Raw genomic sequence first — 17,152 nt, 5'->3', positions numbered from 1 at the left:
ATGAGGGTCGCCATCGCCGGAGCGGGCGCCGTCGGGCGCTCCATCGCCCGGGAGCTGATCGGCAACGGCCACGAGGTCCTGCTGATCGACAAGTACGCCTCCGCGATCCGCCCCGAGCGGGTGCCGGACGCGGAGTGGCTGCTCGCGGACTGCTGCGAGCTGTCGTCGCTGGAGGAGGCCCGGCTCGACCGCTGCGACGTCGTCATCGCGGCCACCGGTGACGACAAGGCCAACCTGGTGACCTCGCTGCTGGCCAAGACCGAGTTCGGGGTGCCGCGCACCGTCGGGCGGGTCAACCACCCCAACAACGAGTGGCTCTTCAGCGAGGCCTGGGGCGTCGACGTCAACGTCTCGACCCCGCGGATCATGTCCGCCCTGGTCGAGGAGGCCGTCACGGTCGGCGACCTGGTCCGGCTGTTCACCTTCCGCCAGGGCAACGCCAACCTGGTCGAGATGACCCTCCCGTCGGACTCCCCCTACGTCGGCAAGCAGGTCGGCCTGATCCCGCTGCCGGACAACTGCGCCCTGGTGACCATCCTGCGCGACGGCCAGGTGTACGTGCCCGACGCCGAGCAGCCGGTCGAGGCCGGGGACGAGCTGCTGTTCGTGGTGCCCGACGTCGGCGAGGACGAGCTCGAGCGGTTGCTGGCCCCGGCCAACCACCCGGCCGGCGGCGCCCAGCGGACCGCCGGCCAGGCCTGAGCCGCCGCCCGGGGTCGGATCAGGTGGCCGGGGAGCCGGTCGCCTGCTCGATCGGGGTGCGGTCGCGCGTCAGCACCCAGATCATCGCGCTCCAGGAGGCGATCCGCAGCGGCCACCCCAGGCCGAGCCGGAGCACCCCCAGGACCAGGACCGCCAGGTCGATGTCGATCAGACCGGACCAGCCGGCCAGCCAGACCGGGCCCTGCAGCCCGGCGCCGATCGCGCCCGGGAGCAGGAAGATCCAGGTGAGCCGGCTGCACAGGCCGACCACCTGACGGTCGGCGTGCCAGGCGGTGGGGTCGCCGGTGACGCTGCCGAGCAGGAACCCGACGAACGGCCACCCGACCAGGCAGGAGCCGGCCATCACCACGGTGTAGCCCGTGGAGACCAGGATCCCGGGCAGGAAGAACGCCAGCGCCTGCTCCGACTCGCTCCCCCCGGAGGCGGCCGCGAGCCGCACGAACAGGTAGCCGATCCCGATGGCGACCAGCGCGTTCATCACGAACTGGACCGTCGAGCGCTGCACCAGGCGGACCACCAGCATCACGACGGTGACCGCGATGCTGGCCACCAGCGCGACCGACAGCTCCTTGGTGATCAGCCAGATCACCGTGAACAACGCCCCGGGGACACCGGCCTCGACCATGCCGCGACGCCCGCCGAGCGCCCGGGCCATCTGGGCCCGGACCAGCGCCTCGACCGAGTCGACGCCCGAGACGGCGCGCGCGGCGGGGGCGCCCGGCGCGGTGCCGCCGTCCGGGTCGCTCACGGCAGCAGCTCGTAGCGGGGGTTGAACATCGTGCGCACGCCGCCGTGCTGCCCGATCCGGCCCTGCACGCGCATCGAGCGACCCGCGTGGACGCCGGTGATGTGACGGCGACCCAGCCAGACCACGATGAGCGAGCCCGTGCCGTCGGCCAGCTCGGCCTCCAGGGCCGGCACGCCGCCGCGCGGTCGCAGGGTGATCATCCGCAGGTTGCCCTCCAGGCACACCGGGACCCGGTCGGGGGCGTCGCCGATCCGCTGGACCGGGACCTCCACCGCCGGCGGCCCCTCACCGGGCTGACGGTCGTCGTCGTTCCCGCGGCGACCGGGACGCTCGACGTCGCGGGAGCGCCGCAGCGACCTCACGACCGGGGGTCCCCGTCGGGGTCGGTGCCCTGCGGAGCAGGGTCGACGGGCTGGTCGACGGCCTGGTCGACGGGCTGGTCGACGGGCTGCTCCTGGGCCAGCGCCCGCTTGGGGTCGGCCGGGGGCCGCTCGACGCGGCGGGCGTTCTCCGGCAGCTTGATCGGGAGCGGCTCACCGGGCGGGACCGGGTTCTGCCCGCGGCGCACCACGACGCGCTCGAGGACCTCCTCCCAGGCCACGGCGGCCTCGGCGTCGACGGCGGGGCGACCGATGAAGGTCGCGCGCAGCATCCAGCGGGGCCCGTTGATGCCGACCACGCGGGACTGCTGCACGCCGACGGCGCCGTCGGGGGTGCGTACGCGCACCTCGCAGGCCAGCTCGGGGCCGAACCGGCCCTCCTGCTCGGTGGCGGTGCCACCGCGGCGGGCCATGTCGGCGGCGATCCGCGGCCGTACCTCGGACCACAGGTCGCCGTGGCGCGAGGCCGCGAACGCGCGGACGTCGAGCGCCCCGTCGTTCCCGGCCAGCACGACCGACTGGACGTCGCCCGAGGCCTCGTCGACCTGGAGCCGGAGGTCGCGGCCGGGCTCACCCTGGAGGAGCAGCGAGCCGAGGTCGACCCGCTCGGTCCCGTCGTCTCCGAGGTCGTCGACGTCCCAGGGACCCGGGTCGCGCTCGACCGAGGCGGCGTCCTCGACCCCCTGGTCACCATCGTCGGTGGTGGACTTGCGGCGGAACCTCACTGCTCTTCTCCTCCTCGCGACGCGGGGTCGTAGCCCCCGGTAGAACCGTAGCCTCCGCTGCCGCGCTCGGAGTCCGGCAGGCGGTCGACCTCCACGAACCGCGCCCGCTCGTGACGCTGGACGACCAGCTGGGCGATCCGGTCGCCCCGACGCAGCCGCAGGGACGTGACGGGGTCGTGGTTGACCAGCAGCACGCTGATCTCGCCCCGGTAGCCCGCGTCGATCGTCCCAGGCGTGTTCAGCACCGACAACCCGTGCCGCGCGGCCAGGCCCGAGCGCGGGTGCACGAGCCCGACGTACCCCGGCGGGAGCGCCAGGGCGACCCCGGTGGGGACGAGAGCCCGCTCGTGCGGGCCGAGCTCGACGTCGACGGCGGTGCACAGGTCGGCGCCCGCGTCCCCGGGTCGGGCGTACGACGGCAGCGGGAGGTCGGGGTCCAGGCGCACCAGGGCGATCTCCAGGTCGGCGCCGGGGTGCCCGTCGGGGTCGGTGTGGTGGTCGTCGCTCACGGCGGGAGGCTAGCCGGGGGTCTGCGTGCCGCGCCTGGCCCGGGGTGGGACCCTGGGGACGTGACCGCGCACTCGCCCACGCCCACCCAGCGCCCCGACGGCGCCGCGGGGCACGACGAGCGCCTGGGCGTGCCGCTGCGGTGGTGGGTCCAGGGCACCATGCTGGTCGCCTCCCTGTGGCTGGCCCTGGTCGTGGCCACCCCCGCCCTGGTGGCCTTCGGGGTCGCCGGCCTCTGCCTGGCCCTGCTGGCGGGCCTGCTGGTGGCCTACGGCTCCGCGGTCGTCCGGGTCGACGACTCCACCTTCCGGGCCGGTCGCGCCTCGATCGCGGGTCACCACCTCGGTCGGGTGGACGAGCTGGACGCCGAGGAGGCGCGCCTGGTGGCCGGCCGGGACGCCGACGCCCGTGCCTACCTGCTGCTGCGCCCGTACCGCAAGCGCGCGGTCCGCGTGGAGGTGCTCGACCCGCGTGACCCCGCGCCGTACTGGCTGGTCAGCACCCGCCACCCCGCTCGGCTCGCCGCGGCGCTGCGCGCGCTGGTGGCCCGCACCACCGACGCCTGACCACCCGCCGGCCGTGCCGCCCCGCGGGGGGTGCCTGCGCCCCGAACGGGCTCGATAGCCTGACGTCCATGGCATCGGAGAGCTCCAAGATCTGGTCCGTCTTCTCCCTGGCAGCGGCGCTCGGCGCCGCCACCGTGGCGAAGAAGGGCCTCAACACGACCTGGCTGAAGGCCACCGGCAAGCAGCCGCCGGCCAACCCCGCCGACCCCGACGTCGACATCTGGGAGGCGGTGGCCTGGGCGGCCCTGAGCGGGACGCTGATCCAGATCGCGCGCATGCTCGCGACGCGGAAGGCGGCCAACTACTACGCCCGCTCGACCGGCCACATGCCCCCGGGCCTGGGTGCCGACCGCTTCGACGAGGACGCGCCCACCCCCGCCAGCTGACCGACCCGGACGCACGACGGCCCCGGTCCCCCTGAAGGGGGCCGGGGCCGTTCGCCTACGTCTGCAGGTCAGGCGCAGTCGTGGCAGATCATCTTCTTCTCGTCCGCCAGCTGGCTGCGGTGGTGCACCAGGAAGCAGCTCATGCAGGTGAACTCGTCGTCCTGCTTGGGCTTGACCTCGACGGCCAGCTCCTCGTGCGAGAGATCCGCGCCGGGCAGCTCGAAGGACTCGGCTGCCTCCGCCTCGTCCTCGTCGACCTTGCCCGAGTTCTTGTCGTGCCGTCGCGCCTTGAGCTCTTCGATGCTCTCCTCGGACTGGTCTTCCTCGTTCTTGCGCGGTGCGTCGTAGTCGGTCGCCATGTGCCCTCACTCACTCCCTTCGAGATGTCTGCTCGCCCCCTCTAGCGGGGCAGATTGTGCACCATCACCCCACCCCACGGTCCAGGGGGTCGACAGGTGGTCACCACGGAGGTGGCGCGGCGCACGCGCCGCGGGCGGCAGTGAGCGGTCAACGCCCCCCGCCCCACGGCTATTCCCCGGCCTTCGCGGCCGGCCCGACCAGGCCAGGAGCCGCCCCGGCCGCGGCGAACCCGGCCTCGTGGACCGCGTCCCACAGCTCCTCGAAGCCGTCGTCGGGCCCGCACACCACGAGCTCGCGCCCACCGACACCGGTCGTGATCTCGAAGCGCGCGCCCGCGGCGCGCGCCACCAGGCCGGCGGCCGCGTGGTCCCAGAGCCGGGTGCCCTCCTCCAGGTAGCCGTCGAGGCCGCCCCGGGCCACCAGGCACAGGTCCAGCGCGCACGAGCCCAGGCGGCGCACGTCGCGCACCCGTGGCAGCAGCGCGGCGAGCGCCGCGCCCTGCTGCGCCCGCAGCGCGGCGTCGTAGGAGAACCCGGTGCCGATCAGCCGCTGCGACAGCGGCGCCCGGGGACGGACGCGCAGCGGGCGGCCGTCGCAGGTGGCCCGGACGACGCCGTCCGCGTCGGGACGAGCGACGTACTCCGTGCCCGTCGGCACCTCGAGGACCACGCCGGCCACCACGGTCGCGGTGCCCGTGTCGTCGGTGACCTCCGCCGCGATGCTCACGGCGTGCTGCGGGAGCCCGTAGAGGAAGTTCACCGTGCCGTCGATGGGGTCGACGATCCACCGGACCCCGCTGGTGCCCGCGAGGTCGTCGCCCTCCTCGCCGAGGACCGCGTCGTCGGGGCGGGCCTGCGCCAGACGCAGGCGGACCAGCTCCTCGCAGGCACGGTCGACCTCGGTGACGGGGTCGACGTCGCTGCTCTTGGTGGCGGCGACGGTGACCCCCTCCGAGCGGTCGCGGACCAGCGCGGCCGCCTCACGGGCGACGTTCAGGGCGAGGTCGGCCAGCGCGCCGACCTCGACGGGGCTCACGCGTCGCGCCCGCAGAGCGCCGGTCGCGGACCCTTGCCGTTCGCACAGCACTGCGCGGGGCAGACGTCCCACATCGGGCCGGTCCCGCCCACCGACGACCGGGCGACGTCCTCGCCCCGCTCGACGGCGGCGCGCTCGGTGAGCAGGTCGCGGACGACGGCGACGAACCGCGGGTCGGTCCCGGCGGTCCCGGCGCGGCGCATCGGCAGGCCGAGCTCGTCGGCGGTCTCGCGGGCCTCGGTGTCGAGGTCGTAGATGACCTCCATGTGGTCGGAGACGAAGCCGACCGGCACCAGCACCACCGCCGGCGCCTCCCCCGCAGCGACCAGCTCCCGCATCCGGTCGTTGACGTCGGGCTCGAGCCACGGCATCTGCGGTGGCCCGGAGCGGGAGCAGAAGACCAGCTCGTGCCGGCGCTCCACGCCGGTCACCTCGCCCACGCGGCCCGCGACCACCCCGGCCACGTCGAGGTGCTGGGCCACGTAGGCCCCCCCGCCCTGCTCGGGCGGGCCGGAGGACGCGTTCATCGAGTCGGGGATCGAGTGGGTGACGAAGAGGATCCGGGCGTCGTCGCGGACGTCCTCGGGCAGGTCGGCCAGCGCGGCCAGGGTCGCGTCGACGACGGGGTCGACGAACCCGGGGTGGTTGAAGTAGTGCCGCAGCTTGTCCAGGCGCGGCGCGGCGGGGCCGGACCGACCGTCGACGTCCTCCACCGCGTCGTACAGGTTCTCGCGGTACTGCCGGCAGCCCGACCACGAGGAGTAGGCGCTGGTGACGAAGCAGGCCGCCCGGGTCACGCCGTCGGCGGCCATCTGCGCGAGGGCGTCGGTCAGGTAGGGGTCCCAGTTGCGGTTGCCCCAGTAGACCGGCAGGTCGATGCCGGCCTCGTCGAGGTCGACGCGCAGCGCGTCGAGGAAGGCCCGGTTCTGGTCGTTGATGGGCGAGCGGCCGCCGAAGGCGTAGTAGTGCTCCCCCACCTCGACCAGCCGCTCGCGCGGGATCCCGCGGCCGCGGGTCACGTTCTCCAGGAACGGGAGCACGTCGTCGGGCCCCTCGGGGCCGCCGAAGGAGACCAGCAGGACCGCGTCGTACGGCGCGACGTCCGTCACCTGCCGCTCGACGGGGAGCGCTGCGGGCGTGGCGGTGCTGGTGGCGATGTCGTTGCTGGTCACGTCCCGATCCTAGGCAGCGTCGCCGCCACCCGTCCGGTCGCGTCGTGAGGAGAACGGCCCCGCGCTGGCGTAGGCTCGGCGGACCGTGGGACCACGACGAGCAGGCGCCGGGCACCACGCCCGGCGGGGAAGGTGGGACGCGTGCCGCAGCTGACCCTGGTCGGCATGAGCGACGACCGGACCCGCCTGCTGCTCGTCGACGACGCCGGGGACGAGTTCACCCTCGCCCTCGACGGACGCCTGCGAGCCGCCTTGCGCGGAGAGACCTCACGCCTCGGCCAGTTGGAGATCACCATGGAGTCAACCCTGCGTCCCCGCGACATCCAGGCCCGGATCCGGGCCGGGGAGTCACCCGAGGCGGTGGCCGAGGCCGCCCAGACCTCGGTCGACAAGATCATGGCCTTCGCCGGCCCGGTCGTCGCCGAGCGGCAGCACATCGCCGAGCGCGCCCAGAAGTCGTCCCTGCGCCGCGGCGGGGAGTCGACCGGTGGTGCCCGCACCCTGGGCGAGGCGGTCGCCGCCCACCTGCGCACCCAGCAGGTCGACCCCTCCGCGGTGGAGTGGGACGCGTGGCGGCGCGAGGACGGCCGGTGGACGCTGACCGGCACCTACCGCACCGCCCGGCGCGAGGGCGTCGCCTCGTTCACCTTCGACGCCCCGGGCTCCTACGTCACCCTGGACGACGACGACGCCCGCTGGCTGGTCGGTGAGCAGGTCGTGGTCCCCACCGCCTCCTCGACCTCCGGCTCCCGGCCGTCCGGCGACGACCTCAGCGCCGCACGCGCCCGACGCCGCGCCTCCGGGCCGGCCGAGGACGAGCTGCCGCTCGGGGACGACGCGATCGAGCTGGTCTCGGGTCCCGCCCCCGCCAAGCCGGTCCTCGGCGACGACGACGACACCGCGACCACCCCCGCCGTCCCCGCGGACGACTCCCCCGTGCCGGCGACGGGCACGGCGCCCGAGGCCGGGACCGACGCCGGGACCGACGCCGGGACCGACGCCGGAGCGGAGCGACTGGCCGAGCCCGCCGCCCGGACCGAGGCCCCCGCGGCGACGATCCCGCCGGCTCCGGGCGAGCCCGCTGCCGACGTCGACGGGTCCGGTGCGGACGACCAGGCAGGTGACCCCGACGAGGAGGAGCCGCCCCGCCGTCCGGTGACCAAGAAGCGCGGCCGCGCCTCCGTACCGAGCTGGGACGAGATCATGTTCGGCGGCCGCGACCAGTAGGCCCGTGACCCGCTAGCCTCCGCCCATGTCGTACTTCGTGACCGGCGCCACAGGCTTCATCGGTCGTCACCTCGTCACCGAGCTGCTCGCGAACCGCGAGGGCGACGTGTTCGTCCTGGTCCGTGAGGGCTCCCGGGGCCGTCTCGACACGCTGCGACGCGGCTGGGACAGCGACCGCGTCGTCCCGGTGGTGGGCGACCTCGGGCAGCAGGGGCTCGGTGTCGACCCGGCCTGGGTCTCCGAGCACGCCGGCGAGGTCGAGCACGTCTTCCACCTCGCCGCGATCTACGACATGACCGCGGACGCGGCGACCAACGAGGCGCTCAACGTCGACGGCACCCGCCACGCCCTCGGCCTGGCCGAGGCGCTGGACGCGGGCTGCTTCCACCAGGTGTCGTCGGTGGCCGCCGCGGGCGACTTCCAGGGCCGGTTCGACGAGACGATGTTCGCCGAGGGCCAGCACCTGCCCTCGCCGTACCACCGCACGAAGTACGAGTCCGAGCGGATCGTGCGCGAGGAGTCCGCGGTGCCGTGGCGGGTCTACCGCCCCGCGATCGTGGTCGGTCACTCCGAGACCGGCGTGATGGACAAGGTCGACGGGCCGTACTACTTCTTCCCGGCGCTCAAGGCGCTGCGCGGCGCGCTGCCGTCGTGGGTCCCGCTGGCCGGGATGGACCTCGGCCGCACCAACCTGGTGCCGGTCGACTACGTCGCCGCGGCGATGGACCATCTCGCCCACCTGCCCGGCCACGACGGCGAGGCCTTCCACCTCGTCGACCCCGATCCGCAGCCGGTGGTCGACGCGTTCAACGCCTTCGGCACCGCGGCCGGTGCGCCGACGTTCCGCACCCCGGTGGAGTCGGGGCTGGCCAAGGTCTCCTCGCGCCCCCTGCTCCCCCGCGCCCTGCGACCGGCCTCCCTGCTCAACGCCGTCGTCCGCACCGCGCCGGCCCAGGCGCTGCTCGACCAGACCGTCGGCCGGCTCGGCCTGCCGGCCGAGGTCCTCGCGCACACCTCCTTCACCGCCGTCTTCGACTCCCGCCGCACCGAGAAGCTGCTCGCCGGTTCCGGGATCGCGGTGCCCGACCTCGACTCCTACGCCGCGCTGCTGTGGAGCTACTGGGAGGAGCACCTCGACACCGCCACCGCCCGCGACCCGAAGGCGCGCGCGGCCCTGGAGGGCAAGCACGTCGTGATCACCGGCGCCTCGTCCGGGATCGGCCAGGTCGTCGCGCTCAAGGTCGCCCAGGCCGGCGGCATCCCGGTCCTGGTGGCCCGCGGCAAGGACAAGCTCGAGCAGACGCGGGCGGCCATCGAGCTGCGCGGCGGCACGGCGCACGTCTACCCGTGCGACCTGTCCGACCTCGACGCCATCGACGAGCTCTGCGCCCGGCTCGCGGAGGACCTCCCCACGATCGACGTCGTCGTCAACAACGCGGGCCGCTCGATCCGCCGGTCGCTGCGCCTGTCGGAGGACCGGTTCCACGACTTCGAGCGCACGATGCAGCTGAACTACTTCGGCGCGATCCGGCTGGTCATGGGACTGCTGCCCCCGATGCGCGACCAGCGCAACGGGCACGTGGTCAACATCAGCTCGATCGGGGTCCAGACCTCCCCGCCGCGCTTCTCGGCGTACGTCGCCTCCAAGGCCGCGCTCGACGCCTGGAGCAACGTCGTCGCCTCCGAGCTGGTGGGCGACGGCGTCACCTTCACCGGCATCCACATGCCGCTGGTGCGGACGCCGATGATCGCGCCGACGAAGCTCTACGACAAGTTCCCCACCATCTCCCCCGCCCAGGCCGCCGACCTGGTGATCCGGGCGGTCGTCGACCGGCCGCACGAGATCAACACGCTGCTCGGCAACGCCGGCGCCGTCGTCCACACCGTGGCCCCCAAGGCCGCCTTCCGGGTGCTCAACATGGCCTACCACGTCTTCCCGGACTCGGCCGCGGCGAAGGGCACGGTGCCCGAGGGCGGCGCGCGGGAGACCGAGCAGATCATGCTCGCCCGCGTGCTCCGCGGCGTGCACTGGTAGCCGACCCGGGGGGCACGCCGGGCAGGGCGTGGGCGCCGCGACTGGGTGGGCGTTTCCCGGGGTTCGCGCGCCTTGCAAGGCACGCGCAGCCGGGGAATCCCCGCTCGAGCGGGGGTTCCTGGGGCAGGTGGGGNGGAGAGCTTCTTCTCCCTGCTGCAGAAGAACGTCCTCAACCGCCGCTCCTGGGCCACCCGAGAAGAACTGCGGATCGCGATCGTCACCTGGATCGAAAGGACCTATCACCGCCGTCGTAGGCAGGCGACTCTCGGCCGGTTGACCCCGGTGGAGTACGAGTTGATCATGCTCCCAACCGCCACCCAGGCGGCCTAACCGAACTGTCACCAGTTCGTGCAGCAGACCCGCCGCTGCCGCCCACGCCTTCGCACGCTCCGGGCCGTAAACTCGGCCTGACTGAGTCTGGCCCGAACCCATTCAGCGTTTGCGCGCGCTCGATCGAATGAAGTTTCGCCACAGCCAGACACTGCGCCCTCGCCAGTGAGGTAGACGCCGAGGCGACCAGTTATGCCCGTACCGCGCCGCTCGCCGGCTAGTCCCGCGTAGACCACCTCACCGCCTAGGCGATGAGGTGGGCGCCGGGAGTTCTCGGAGCAACGGCAAGCGCCGTCTGCAGCAGATGCCGTTCAGACCATGATGCAAGCGTCTCGTAACCCGCACTAGGCGCTGGCGCTACCGGTGTTGGGTTTCATCACGGCCAGGGTCGCATCGGGCGACAACGGCGCGTTGGCCACTGCTCCAATGATGCGGCGTCCCTCAGGAGTGCGCTTCAGTGCGTCCTCATCGCGTCGCACGTGCTCGCGCATGACATGCCAAACCGCACCCACGTTGACGCCGTTGCCCATCTGCTTGTAGGTCGCAGATGGCTTCTGATCGCCGAAGTCGAACCAATCGGGAAGGCCCTGCATGCGAGCGGTCTCGCGGGGAGAGATGCGTCGCTCACGCGGTCCAACGATGGACGTCTGCGTGATGGCAACCAGAGCCGGCAGGTAGGTCGCACGCTTGGCGCGAATCCCGGATGGGCGGAAGTGCATGACTGTGTCCCACAGCCGAGGCGTGTCCTGGGCCTGCCACTCCAACTTGCGACGCGAGGCAGGAAACGCGTCCGTAAAAACGCCCCACTTCGCCGTCCACACGTCCAGCAAATCTCTGTGGGCTGCATAGAACTCGTAGTTCTTCCGCAGGTGTGAGGCCTTCCAGGCTGGCGTCGAAGCAGGGATGGGCTTCATGTAGTCCTGCCATGAGTCGGCCCACAGGGGGAAGCCAGGCAGGCGTCGACCCTCACGGCGCTCCCACATCAACTCCACGAAGTCATTCCAGGCGTCGATCCAAAGACGTTCGGCGGACGTCAGGTTGCAACCCGGGATGTTGTGGGTGTCGTCCAGAAGGTCTTCGAGGTCCCACTCCTCCTTTGGGTCCCACCCGTCGATGGAATCAGCGTTCGTTGCCACCGGGTGCACGGGCAGGTGGCGGGTTCCATCGGGGTCGTAGGTAGCTGTGATGAAGACCCGCTCGCGCACGTGAGGACGTCCACCGCGGTCGGGCGGCAGCAAGTGCGGCGAGAAGATTGCGGGCACTTCGGACACGCGGTAGCCCTGCTCACGCAGCGTCTCGATGATGACCTGCCACTCGTGCATGTGGCGTGGGCCGGCCAGGTTCCGGACGTTCTCCAGCAGGACGACAGACGGATGGTGGGCCTCGATGATCGAAGCAATGTTGAAGAACAACGTGCCGCGGGTCTCATCCATCCCCCGCTGCGCGCCAGACTTGCTGAAGGGCTGGCAGGGAAAGCCAGCCGCAAGCACGTCGTGGACCGGAACGTTCATCAGGTTCTTGTCTTTGTCCGCGTCGGCGGTGATGTCACCGAGCGCCTTGTGGCCCCAGTTCCGCTCGTACACGGCCGCTGCGGCCTTGTCGATCTCCGCGGCGTAGACGCACTCCCCGCCGTAGGCCTTGAGCGCGGCGTGGAAGCCCCCCACCCCGGCAAACAGGTCGATGAATCTGAAGGCGGGCTCGTCCGTGGTCACGCCTCAAAGCTTATGTGGCGCCAGGTCGGATCTGAGCATTGGCTACGGCGTGTCGAGCGTGTGTTCGAGCTCTCTTGCCCATCGTGTCACTTCACTCACACGATCCTCTGAAGCTCGGCACACTGCGGCCATGAGCGAGCAAGCGGGACCGCAATCCAAGATCGCCGGCGCGAAGGTTCACAACCCAACCAAGCAGCAATTGGCGGAGGACATCGCGGCAGCCTTGCAGATCGAACCGCCCGCCGTGTCGAGGGGATCGTCCGTTGACAGCACCTTCCTCAATCGGGTTCACACGGCCATCACGGGAGATACATCCACCGAGACTGATGCGTATCGCAAGGCCGAGCGAGTGCTCCGCGACCTTGGCCTCACCTACGACCCCTTCTGGGACTCGAGCGAGTCTTCGGAGACGGGTGGGTCCACTGTCACCAACCGTGCTTACTCCCGCATCCGCTCAGCCGTCACGCGGGTGCCGCGATGCTTCCTTCTCAACGTCACCGACGCCGATGCTGGCGCCAAGTGGGAAACCGACCATCACCGTCGGTACCGCTATGACTCCACCGTCACGGGCCGCGGGCCACTTAATGACGCAGGGCCCGGGTCACGCGTCATCTACTACGCGACCAGCAAGTCCACGGAGCACCCCAAGCACTTCATAGCGCATGCGGAGATCTCATACATCGGGCCAGGGTGGACGGGTCCTTGGGAAGCCACCATTGCCAACTACACCGAGTTTGCCCGCCCTGTGCCCGAGTCAGAACTAGACCTACCGGCGTGGAACCACCAACACGCCATCACCGAGGTCACCTTCGAGACGTATCGAGCCCTCCTCGAAGCGGCCGATACGGCGTTGCCAGAGTCTTCCGGACAGGCAGAGCAGGACCCAGGCGGTGACGTGGTTGCGAAGCGCGTCCTCGAGGAGATCCCTGCACCTGCCGTAGCGCCCGCCCTCACCGTTCCTGATGCCCTACCGACAGGTGACCTCACGGCAACTGAGGCCACCATGCCCACCTACACAGAGAGTCACGCAGGCGACGAACTGGTCACCTCGGACCTCCCCCGTACACCCAGCAACTCGGCTCGCAACAAGTTGGCCGAGACGCGTGCGGTAGACCTGGCCGACCAGGCTCTGCAAGCGCAGGGCTGGACCATGAAGCGAGACCGCCAGAAGGAAGGCGTTGGCTACGACCTTCTCTACGTGAAGGGTGAGAGGGAACTGCACGTCGAGGTCAAAGGCATCATGAGTTCGACCCTGGCCTTCAACCTGACGCCGAAGGAGAGTTGGCGCGTAGAGACCGACGCGGACTTCGTCGTCATCGCGGTCACCAACGTCCTGTCCCCCATCGCCTTCCACCTGCACCTGCTGACACGAGACCAACTCGCCCAAGCACCTCGCATCATCACGGGGTACCGCCTCAAGTTCTGAGGACACGAAGGCTGTGAACGAACCACGGATACGAATACCAGCGCCTCCGGCCGCGACAACGCCTGGCCGCGCGCGCATCATGGCTTCGATCCGTCGCACGGACACCAAGCCCGAGCTTGCACTGAGATCGGCGTTGCATGTCCGCGGTCGGCGCTTCCGTAAGGACTTCAGGATCGTGCTGGACACTGTCAAGCCGCGCCCAGACATCGTGTTCACTCGCGCGCGCGTTGCCGTGTTCGTTGACGGGTGCTTCTGGCATTGCTGTCCCCTGCATGGCAATGCACCCGAGCAGAACTCGACCTATTGGCAGCTGAAGCTGGCCCGCAACGTCCAACGAGACCGCGAGTACGACGACGCGCTAGCGAATGCCGGCTGGACCGTCGTTCGGGTATGGGAGCACGTGGGTGTGGAGGACGCTGTCGACGCGGTGGAGACCGCTTTGGACGCTTCTCAACAAGGCCGCACCTAACGGCGCCCCTGCTGGCACCGCGGTCAGGCTGATGCGTGATGCAGCCGCAACGATCCCCGCGCATTCTCACGGCTAGAAACGTGAGACGTCAGCGCTACGCCCCTGCCACGTGCGGTTGTAGCGGGCGTGCTGAGGACAGGCGAGGTGGCGGCGTCGTGCCCACCCTCTAGGTCACTGATGCCGCGGACTCCACTGCGGAAGCGAGCCGGCGCCTTCACTGCCAACGGTGATGCGCGGACGTACGACGCCGAGGGCACACTTATCCGAGCGCGAGACCGCTCCGCGTACCTACGCCAGGTCCTACTCCCGAAGCTTCAAGCAGAACAGTCTGCGAAGGTATCTGGCACTGACCTTGATGCAGCCGTGCGCGACCGCATGCCGAAGCATTGGGTGCTGCCACCGATTGAGTTCAGCGACGTCGATGACGCCATCGTTGTTCGCCGTGCCACACCAGTAGTGGCAGGACCCGTCACGACGAGCGTGGGGCCGGTCGGAGCCAGTGCACCGCACACCAACAGCAAGCCCACGACACCGCGACGCAGTGGTGCACCGAAGGCAAGTGACGCTCAGGAGCGGGCACGGCGTAGACGGCAAACGGCAAAGTCCTGCCCTCGAGCCATGCGCATTTTCAAGCAGTAAGACCATCAACTGAGCAAGGTTGCGAGTGTTGGCTAGCCCGGTTCGAGTCCAGTAGACGCGCTGGACGGTCTGTTCAGTTGGTTCTTCGACCTGTTCGACCTGGACTGAAACCCGGAGTCGGCATGTCTACGTATGGTCGTTCTCGCCGCCACGGCCACCTCGGTCCAAGCCGCATGGGAGCCTGCGAGCGCGCTACCTTAAGAAAATTTGAGCTCGTTAAGACTCGTGACGTTCCTTGATCGCCAAGGGACCACTGGCGCGCTCCACGCCTAGGACCATGCCGAGCCCAGTCAGCACGTCGCCCGCGAGCAGTTCGGGGTTGGTCTCGACCTTTTGAAGCATGGATGCGACCTGCTTGGGCGGCAATGATGACAGTGCCTGTTCCAACTCGCGGTAACCGTCGTCGGCTCGTATGTCAGCATCGGCGATGAGTTGCATCTGCTCATCCGCAAAACGTTGTGCAGCAAGCGCCATCAGGTACCGAGCCTGCGCTTCCGAGTTGGTCATGTCGAGCTTAAACTCGTTAGCGACGACCGCAATGTCGTGGGTGGGTTCAATTGTCGTTGCTTCCACCACGGTGTTCTTCTTCTCGGCGCGACGGAGGCGACGAAGAACCCTGCGCTCACGCCTGCGCTCGACGCGCGCCTTGATGGCGGGCTGTAACTTCTCGATCCACAGACGCTTGGCATGCGGCGTTCCGTGCTCAATGGCCATCTCGAGAAGAGCTCGAACAATGATCCCCGCGAACTCCTCGCGGGACAGTTGCTCCTCTGTGCGTCGTGGCGTCTCGGTCTCGACGTATACGTAAACCGGATCCGGGTAGGTCGCAGTCTCGTCATCATCGTCGTCAACGGGGCTAAGAGTCACCTGACCCAGCTCGCCGTTGGCGCTGCGGGTCAACGGACTGGCCTCACCAGGCTTGACACGTGATTTCGAGTAGGTGGAGTCCTTGCGCCGGGTGACGTTCATCTTCTCCGTGACGTACTCGTGCCCGTCCTCCTCCCGTGTCATGGGTCGGAGCCTACGTCGAGCCACCGACACGTGCGCCCGGATCAACACGTGCAGCAGACCCGGGCGGGTTCTGGTGGGCCCCGTTGTGCGTTCACAGTGGCGAGCAGCCGACCGGGCAGGCTCGTCCGACTCGGCAACGCTCCTTGACGGGTGGCGCAGCAGAGACCGCAGCCTGACGGCAGCGCCCATGTTCGGTGCGCAAACCCTGCACCCATCCTGCGCCCGCGGCTCCTGCTGTCGATGAGTAAGCGGGCGCGGGGGTGCGGGCGCGGGTTCGCACGCACGAGACGACGTCCCGAGCAAGTGTTGGCCTATAACGGACCCGTAGTTCGCCGTCGCACAGATAGCTCGAGCGTCAGGCTGGCTTTAATGGCGCGGCCAGTTCGGTGACCGAGGCAGGATCAAGCACCAACAGTGCGTCGGGCGCCACCGCGCTGCCATCAGCTACCTCATCGCTCGGGATGAACAGGACGCACGACGTGACATCAGAACCCTTTGACGATTGCCAGAGGACGCCTCTCACGTTCCCTGCGAGCTCGTAGCGGAAGTGCTCCGCGACAACCTGGGTAGGCACGTACTCCAAGTACTGACTGTCAGCCGGATCTGCGACCTTCGTGACGTCTGCGATGAAGTCGTGAAGGAACTGTCGCGAGGGACGAAGGTGCCGATCTGAGGCGAACAGCGAAGGGACGGACGGTGGGACTCGAAGGTCGACAACGTTCAAGGGAACTGTGGTCGAGAAACAACCGAGACTTGCCTCCTGTGTCGGGCTGGCGTATCCCCCAACCTCGGCCTGTGCGCCACCAGCACTGGACGCTCCATAGAAGGCGCCGATCCCCTTCGGACTCATTCGGTTGTCCCTGGCCAGTGAATCTGGGGGCGTGCCAATGTCGGCTGCGGTTTCATAGGACTCCCCCGGTTCATGCACGCGAGCACGCCAGTACTCAGTCCCTGCCGGGAGCGTGATCACGAGGTCGGACTCCGCAACCGCGTTGACGACCGCTGATGGGACGGCGTGCATGGGCAGACTTCCCGCACCGTCGAGCGTGGAGTCGTCCTGAACTAGAAACGTGAAGCGCCGCCGATGCTTGACGTAGTCCCGGAAGCCCTGCCACCCCCAGGTCAGGGCCTGGGTGGGCGTAGCCGCGTACGGGTCTCGCTGACACCACAGATCCAGCTGAATGGCACGCAGGAGGTCGTCATGGACCTTCTCGATCTCAGTGATCTCTAGGTCCCAGACGAGATCCCACGTGTCATGGGTGATGGCCCCGACATAACCCCCCTCCCAGCCCATGCTCTGGTTCGGATCCTCGTACTCAGAGCGCAGGCCATCGACTACGAGTTCAGTGATCACGTCGAAGGGAGCGGTCCCCTCTGGCGCAACAGGTGTCTCGTCGCAGTAGTCGCAGGGGTCGTCACCCCCCTCAGCCCTCACTGCCTCTTGGAGAGCCTCGTCAGTGACGCAAGAGCTGCAGATGACGGTGTCTGTCTCGGACCATCCGCGCGACTCGATCAGTTCCATGTAGCGCTTCGTAGCCCCCATAGAGCCATGAAAAAGGATGAAGCCACAGAAATCAAGTTGTGGCGGGTCTGGCTAACAGCGAAGAATGCGATATGGCTGCCCAGCAAGAAAGACACGCAGTACCGCAGGAGCCTTTTCGAAATGAGACGGGATTGTCTCAGTACGCTCGATCGTTCAGG

The 17,152-nt window shown here is 69.6% G+C and carries 18 protein-coding genes; 8 read left to right on the top strand and 10 right to left on the bottom strand.

From position 1 onward, the window contains the following. On the top strand, positions 1 to 702 hold the full coding sequence (locus tag GV155_RS09235) for a potassium channel family protein (RefSeq protein WP_160007327.1): 702 nt from the start codon (positions 1 to 3) through the stop codon (positions 700 to 702). Between the two features lie 19 nt (positions 703 to 721). Here GV155_RS09235 and GV155_RS09230 read toward each other — a convergent pair whose 3' ends face one another. From GV155_RS09230 to dut, 4 genes are read right to left on the bottom strand one after another with little or no spacing between them, the layout of a single operon-like run. Next, the gene (locus GV155_RS09230) at positions 722 to 1,471 is read right to left on the bottom strand and encodes a DUF3159 domain-containing protein (protein WP_236554215.1); all 750 of its coding nucleotides are present in this window, start codon (positions 1,469 to 1,471) and stop codon (positions 722 to 724) included. Beyond that, a complete protein-coding gene (locus GV155_RS09225; protein WP_201300120.1) occupies positions 1,468 to 1,833 on the bottom strand; it encodes an OB-fold nucleic acid binding domain-containing protein in 366 nt (121 codons plus the stop codon). Before GV155_RS09225 ends, GV155_RS09230 begins: the two co-directional genes overlap by 4 nt. Beyond that, positions 1,830 to 2,576: a DUF3710 domain-containing protein gene (locus GV155_RS09220; protein WP_160007325.1), complete on the bottom strand. Its 747-nt coding sequence runs from the start codon at positions 2,574 to 2,576 to the stop codon at positions 1,830 to 1,832. The genes GV155_RS09225 and GV155_RS09220 overlap by 4 nt, the downstream gene beginning before the upstream one ends. Next, the gene (gene dut, locus GV155_RS09215) at positions 2,573 to 2,998 is read right to left on the bottom strand and encodes a dUTP diphosphatase (RefSeq protein WP_442938866.1); all 426 of its coding nucleotides are present in this window, start codon (positions 2,996 to 2,998) and stop codon (positions 2,573 to 2,575) included. Before dut ends, GV155_RS09220 begins: the two co-directional genes overlap by 4 nt. 147 nt (positions 2,999 to 3,145) lie before the next feature. Between dut and GV155_RS09210 the strand changes: the two genes are divergently transcribed. Beyond that, positions 3,146 to 3,649: a DUF3093 domain-containing protein gene (locus GV155_RS09210; RefSeq protein WP_160007321.1), complete on the top strand. Its 504-nt coding sequence runs from the start codon at positions 3,146 to 3,148 to the stop codon at positions 3,647 to 3,649. Between the two features lie 68 nt (positions 3,650 to 3,717). Beyond that, positions 3,718 to 4,035, top strand: coding sequence for a DUF4235 domain-containing protein (locus GV155_RS09205; RefSeq protein ID WP_160007319.1), 318 nt, complete (start codon positions 3,718 to 3,720; stop codon positions 4,033 to 4,035). A gap of 68 nt (positions 4,036 to 4,103) precedes the next feature. Here GV155_RS09205 and GV155_RS09200 read toward each other — a convergent pair whose 3' ends face one another. The 3 genes from GV155_RS09200 to GV155_RS09190 form a co-directional block, all read right to left on the bottom strand. Next, positions 4,104 to 4,394 carry a DUF4193 domain-containing protein gene (locus GV155_RS09200; protein WP_160007317.1) on the bottom strand — a complete coding sequence of 97 codons (291 nt, stop codon included), beginning with the start codon at positions 4,392 to 4,394 and terminating at the stop codon, positions 4,104 to 4,106. A gap of 169 nt (positions 4,395 to 4,563) precedes the next feature. Continuing rightward, positions 4,564 to 5,430 carry an inositol monophosphatase family protein gene (locus tag GV155_RS09195; RefSeq protein WP_160007315.1) on the bottom strand — a complete coding sequence of 289 codons (867 nt, stop codon included), beginning with the start codon at positions 5,428 to 5,430 and terminating at the stop codon, positions 4,564 to 4,566. Continuing rightward, positions 5,427 to 6,539 carry a ferrochelatase gene (locus GV155_RS09190; protein ID WP_160011068.1) on the bottom strand — a complete coding sequence of 371 codons (1,113 nt, stop codon included), beginning with the start codon at positions 6,537 to 6,539 and terminating at the stop codon, positions 5,427 to 5,429. The genes GV155_RS09195 and GV155_RS09190 overlap by 4 nt, the downstream gene beginning before the upstream one ends. 204 nt (positions 6,540 to 6,743) lie before the next feature. On the opposite strand from GV155_RS09190, the gene sepH reads away from it, so the two are divergent. From sepH to GV155_RS09175, 3 genes are all read left to right on the top strand, one after another. Continuing rightward, positions 6,744 to 7,829, top strand: a complete 1,086-nt coding sequence (sepH, locus tag GV155_RS09185) for a septation protein SepH (protein ID WP_160007313.1) — start codon at positions 6,744 to 6,746, stop codon at positions 7,827 to 7,829. A 25-nt stretch (positions 7,830 to 7,854) separates the two neighbouring features. Continuing rightward, a complete protein-coding gene (locus GV155_RS09180; RefSeq protein ID WP_160007311.1) occupies positions 7,855 to 9,864 on the top strand; it encodes an SDR family oxidoreductase in 2,010 nt (669 codons plus the stop codon). A 134-nt stretch (positions 9,865 to 9,998) separates the two neighbouring features. Further along, the coding region (locus tag GV155_RS09175; RefSeq protein WP_236554214.1) for an IS3 family transposase at positions 9,999 to 10,194 on the top strand (196 nt) is incomplete at its 5' end. Between the two features lie 344 nt (positions 10,195 to 10,538). Here the strand turns inward: GV155_RS09175 and GV155_RS09170 are convergent. Next, the gene (locus GV155_RS09170) at positions 10,539 to 11,906 is read right to left on the bottom strand and encodes a DNA cytosine methyltransferase (RefSeq protein WP_160007309.1); all 1,368 of its coding nucleotides are present in this window, start codon (positions 11,904 to 11,906) and stop codon (positions 10,539 to 10,541) included. A gap of 130 nt (positions 11,907 to 12,036) precedes the next feature. Between GV155_RS09170 and GV155_RS09165 the strand changes: the two genes are divergently transcribed. Both GV155_RS09165 and GV155_RS09160 read left to right on the top strand, forming a co-directional pair. After that, positions 12,037 to 13,332, top strand: a complete 1,296-nt coding sequence (locus GV155_RS09165) for a protein NO VEIN domain-containing protein (protein WP_160007307.1) — start codon at positions 12,037 to 12,039, stop codon at positions 13,330 to 13,332. Between the two features lie 13 nt (positions 13,333 to 13,345). Beyond that, the gene (locus GV155_RS09160; RefSeq protein ID WP_268892593.1) at positions 13,346 to 13,801 is read left to right on the top strand and encodes a very short patch repair endonuclease; all 456 of its coding nucleotides are present in this window, start codon (positions 13,346 to 13,348) and stop codon (positions 13,799 to 13,801) included. A gap of 855 nt (positions 13,802 to 14,656) precedes the next feature. Here the strand turns inward: GV155_RS09160 and GV155_RS09155 are convergent. Both GV155_RS09155 and GV155_RS09150 read right to left on the bottom strand, forming a co-directional pair. Next, on the bottom strand, positions 14,657 to 15,451 hold the full coding sequence (locus GV155_RS09155; protein ID WP_160007303.1) for a hypothetical protein: 795 nt from the start codon (positions 15,449 to 15,451) through the stop codon (positions 14,657 to 14,659). 355 nt (positions 15,452 to 15,806) lie between these two features. Beyond that, complete coding sequence (locus tag GV155_RS09150) at positions 15,807 to 16,973, bottom strand: HEPN-associated N-terminal domain-containing protein (protein ID WP_160007301.1); 1,167 nt, start codon at positions 16,971 to 16,973, stop codon at positions 15,807 to 15,809. Between the last annotated feature and the right edge of the window lie 179 nt (positions 16,974 to 17,152).

It is taken from the genome of Nocardioides sp. AX2bis, from assembly GCF_902506435.1.
GTDB lineage: Bacteria > Actinomycetota > Actinomycetes > Propionibacteriales > Nocardioidaceae > Nocardioides.
Note: the sequence above shows the minus strand (reverse complement) of the source record. Positions and strands in the feature narration are given on the sequence as shown.

Bases quoted from the DNA above. Each gene is read 5' to 3' on its own strand.
- GV155_RS09235 (WP_160007327.1), top strand. From the start codon at position 1: ATGAGGGTCGCCATCGCCGGAGCGGGCGCCGTCGGGCGCTCCATCGCC.
- GV155_RS09205 (WP_160007319.1), top strand. From the start codon at position 3,718: ATGGCATCGGAGAGCTCCAAGATCTGGTCCGTCTTCTCCCTGGCAGCG.
- GV155_RS09200 (WP_160007317.1), bottom strand. From the start codon at position 4,394: ATGGCGACCGACTACGACGCACCGCGCAAGAACGAGGAAGACCAGTCC.
- GV155_RS09180 (WP_160007311.1), top strand. From the start codon at position 7,855: ATGTCGTACTTCGTGACCGGCGCCACAGGCTTCATCGGTCGTCACCTC.
- GV155_RS09165 (WP_160007307.1), top strand. From the start codon at position 12,037: ATGAGCGAGCAAGCGGGACCGCAATCCAAGATCGCCGGCGCGAAGGTT.
- GV155_RS09155 (WP_160007303.1), bottom strand. From the start codon at position 15,451: ATGACACGGGAGGAGGACGGGCACGAGTACGTCACGGAGAAGATGAAC.
- GV155_RS09150 (WP_160007301.1), bottom strand. From the start codon at position 16,973: ATGGAACTGATCGAGTCGCGCGGATGGTCCGAGACAGACACCGTCATC.